The organism is Palaeococcus ferrophilus DSM 13482 (assembly GCF_000966265.1).
GTDB lineage: Archaea > Methanobacteriota_B > Thermococci > Thermococcales > Thermococcaceae > Palaeococcus > Palaeococcus ferrophilus.
In genome coordinates, this window is sequence record NZ_LANF01000020.1 from 1 (window position 1) to 2,774 (window position 2,774).

The 2,774-nt window shown below is 55.1% G+C and carries 4 protein-coding genes and 1 tRNA gene; 3 read left to right on the top strand and 2 right to left on the bottom strand.

Annotation, left to right across the window (positions count from 1 at the left end; translation table 11 throughout):
- The 3 genes from PFER_RS11755 to PFER_RS11765 all read left to right on the top strand — a co-directional run.
- The coding region (locus PFER_RS11755) for a magnesium-dependent phosphatase-1 (protein WP_342666404.1) at positions 1 to 435 on the top strand (435 nt) is incomplete at its 5' end.
- A 121-nt stretch (positions 436 to 556) separates the two neighbouring features.
- Positions 557 to 1,123: a DUF366 family protein gene (locus PFER_RS11760; protein WP_048152722.1), complete on the top strand. Its 567-nt coding sequence runs from the start codon at positions 557 to 559 to the stop codon at positions 1,121 to 1,123.
- A 41-nt stretch (positions 1,124 to 1,164) separates the two neighbouring features.
- Positions 1,165 to 1,252, top strand: a tRNA-Leu gene (locus PFER_RS11765).
- On the opposite strand, the gene PFER_RS12085 is transcribed toward PFER_RS11765, so the two are convergent.
- Together PFER_RS12085 and PFER_RS11775 are read right to left on the bottom strand one after the other, a co-directional pair.
- Positions 1,231 to 2,280 carry a hypothetical protein gene (locus PFER_RS12085; protein WP_084593973.1) on the bottom strand — a complete coding sequence of 350 codons (1,050 nt, stop codon included), beginning with the start codon at positions 2,278 to 2,280 and terminating at the stop codon, positions 1,231 to 1,233. The genes PFER_RS11765 and PFER_RS12085 overlap by 22 nt on opposite strands.
- A gap of 1 nt (position 2,281) precedes the next feature.
- Positions 2,282 to 2,774, bottom strand: a 493-nt coding sequence (locus PFER_RS11775) for a phosphorylase family protein (RefSeq protein ID WP_048152725.1), incomplete at its 5' end; no start/stop codon positions are given.

A 2,774-nucleotide genomic window follows, 5' to 3' on the forward strand; every position in this document is an offset into this window, starting at 1 on the left:
TACCAAAATCAACTTCTCAAGGTGTGCAACCCTATGAGGCTTTTGGTGCTCGACTTGGATGGAACCCTCTGGGATCACGAGGACGCTTCTCGCCTTGTTCCTCCCCTCGAGCGCAGCGGTGACTGTGTGAGGGATCCTTACGGCGAAACCCTCTGCCTCTTTCCCGGTGTCCGTGGGTTCCTGGAGTGGGCAAAGGAACGCTTCATCCTCAGCATAGCCAGCTGGAACGTTGAGGACTTCGTCAGGCCTATCCTCGAAGAGCTCGACCTGTGGGAGTACTTCACATTCCCCAAGATAGAGGGACACCCGAACAAGGCGGACATGATAGAAAGGACTGTTCTCCAGCTTGAGAACCTCGGTTACACCATTGACAACGTTATCTACGTGGACGACAGAGACATCCATCTGCGGGAGATACAAAAAACGGCTCCCTGAGGTAGAGTTCATCCAGATGTGGGTGGACGTGGCCGACTTCGACGAGCTCAGAGAGCTGCTGGAGAACCTTTGAAGCCAAAACGTTTATTACCCTCCGTTGAGAGCTTTGGTGGGTGAGAAAATGGAACTCGTGATTGTGAGGGACAGGCGTATAAAATACGATGGAAGCGCAATAAAGAGTCACTGGGCCTACAGAAATTTCGGCATCCTCGGCGATTCCCTGGTGGTCTTCAGGGGCCCCTGCCATGTGCGGGAGGACGAGATGATAGACCTCGAAGACGTCATAGAGCGCAGGGAGATAAAGAGCGACGACATGGTTCACTACATAGCCGAGATATTCGACCTTCCCAACGTTCTCCTCGCCTCTACGATACAGAAGCTCTTTGTGGCAAAGCTCTGCGAGGTTCTAAAGGGGTACGGCATCGAGACGGAGCGGAAGGGTGACGACATCTACGTTAACGGGAAGAAGCTGAGTATATCCATCGCCACGGTCTCCCCGGTAAGCATAAAACTCCACATAGGCATAAACGTTGAGGCGAAGGGAATACCCGAGGGCGTTGAGGCAATCGGACTCAAGGAACTCGGGATAGAGGACATCGAGGACTTCATGGAGCGCACGGGAAGGGCCCTCGTGGACGAGTTCCTTAAGATTAAGAAGGACAGCCTGAAAGTCAGGTGGGCCCAATAGAAAAGATTAAAAACCCTTCCCCCTCTAAATTTTCTCGCAGCGCGGGGGTTGCCGAGCCTGGCCAAAGGCGCGGGATTCAGGGTCCCGTCCCGCAGGGGTTCGCGGGTTCAAATCCCGTCCCCCGCACCACTACCAACGTTTTTACCCAGCACAAAGAGCTCCTTCGAGAGCCTCATAAGCTCCCTGTCACCCCGTTTTTTGGCATCATCCAGGAGTTCAAAGGCGAGGAACTTTAGCAGCCGGCCCTTCTTGCTCCTCGGCAGGTTTCCAAAGGCAATTCTCAGGAGCTGCCTGTCAACGTTTCTCTTCGATACGATGGACTCATAAACAAGCGCCATCTTTATGGCGGGGTTGTAAATTTTCACAATGTATTCGCCCACTTCCCTTCCGATTTTAAGGGCGTGCCATGCCAGGGCCCTGCCGAGGTAATCAGCAACTGGAAGCTCCCTAAAGTAGCGTTCGGCGCACTCAACATCGCCGCGCTCAAGGCACTCAAGACCAAGCTCCTCCATGGCCGCAAAACGTAGGGGTTCGGGAAGGCTTTCGAGGGATGCTTTACCCTCATCCAGGAGGGCCAAAACGTCCCTGGCGCTACGCTCACTAACCTCCCCAAATTCGGGTTTCTCCACTTTCTTCGGCAGGGGCTCTGAGGTGAGGATTCCCTCCTTGACTTCCCCCTTGATCCCGTGTATCTCACTTCCAACTATGAACTTCCCATCCTTGAACTCCAGTCCCTTGGGGAGGGGCTTCAGATACTCCACGTCGCTCTCATCAATATCCAGCTCGCTGAGGCTTATCTCCTTAACGCCCCTCCTGGCTATCGCCTTCCCAACAGCCGAGGAAACGCTCCTAAATGCCTTCTTCTTTAGATATGTGTCCCGTATGGACTTGGCTGCCATTATAGCCTCCCTGAACTTTTCCATCCTGGATAGCTCGTAGGTGAGAAAGAGAAATGTTTCGTCGCGGAGCGTGGGAACCCCGATGTCCCCCGCTAGGGATAGGGCGCGCCCGGGGTCTTTCCTCACAAGTGCCTCCGCGACCCACTTGAGGGCGTAGCTTCTCCAGTAAGCCTCTCCTATCTTGAGCGCCTTTGAATACGCCGCCTCCACCTTTCCGCGCTCGATGAGTTCCTTTATCTCGAGGAGCCTCTCGTCCATGTCAACCCCTCAACCTGGGGTGCCAGTACTTCTTTCCGGCCTTCTCCTTCTCCTCATCCCACTCGGCGAGTATCTTCACCGCTTCGCTCGCAACAAGGGCCGCCTCTTTTTCTCCGGCCTTGCCGAACTCGTTGGTAACCCTGTTGGCGAAGACCGCGCACACACACCCCGCTCTAAGGCCGTATATACTCGCCAGCGTGTAGAGCGTCGCTGCCTCCATCTCGAAGTTGGTAACGTTCGCCTGCCTCAGGTCGTCCACTATGTTCCTCGCGAAGCTCGGGAAGTAGCCGTTTAAACCCGGTCTCCCCTGTCCGAGGTAGAAGCTGTCGGTTGATGCCGTTATTCCCAAGTGATACCTCACTCCAAGGGTTTCGGCGGCCTCTATGAGCGCTAAGGTAACCTCGTGGTCGGCCACCGCCGGATACTCGACGCGGACGTACTGCTTCGACGTCCCCTCAAGCCTGACGGCAGCCCTCGCTATGATTAGATCACCT

What these genes read in the sequence shown, in the direction of transcription:
- PFER_RS11760 (WP_048152722.1), top strand. Translation starts at nt 557, where the DNA reads ATGGAACTCGTGATTGTGAGGGACAGGCGTATAAAATACGATGGAAGC.
- PFER_RS12085 (WP_084593973.1), bottom strand. Translation starts at nt 2,280, where the DNA reads ATGGACGAGAGGCTCCTCGAGATAAAGGAACTCATCGAGCGCGGAAAG.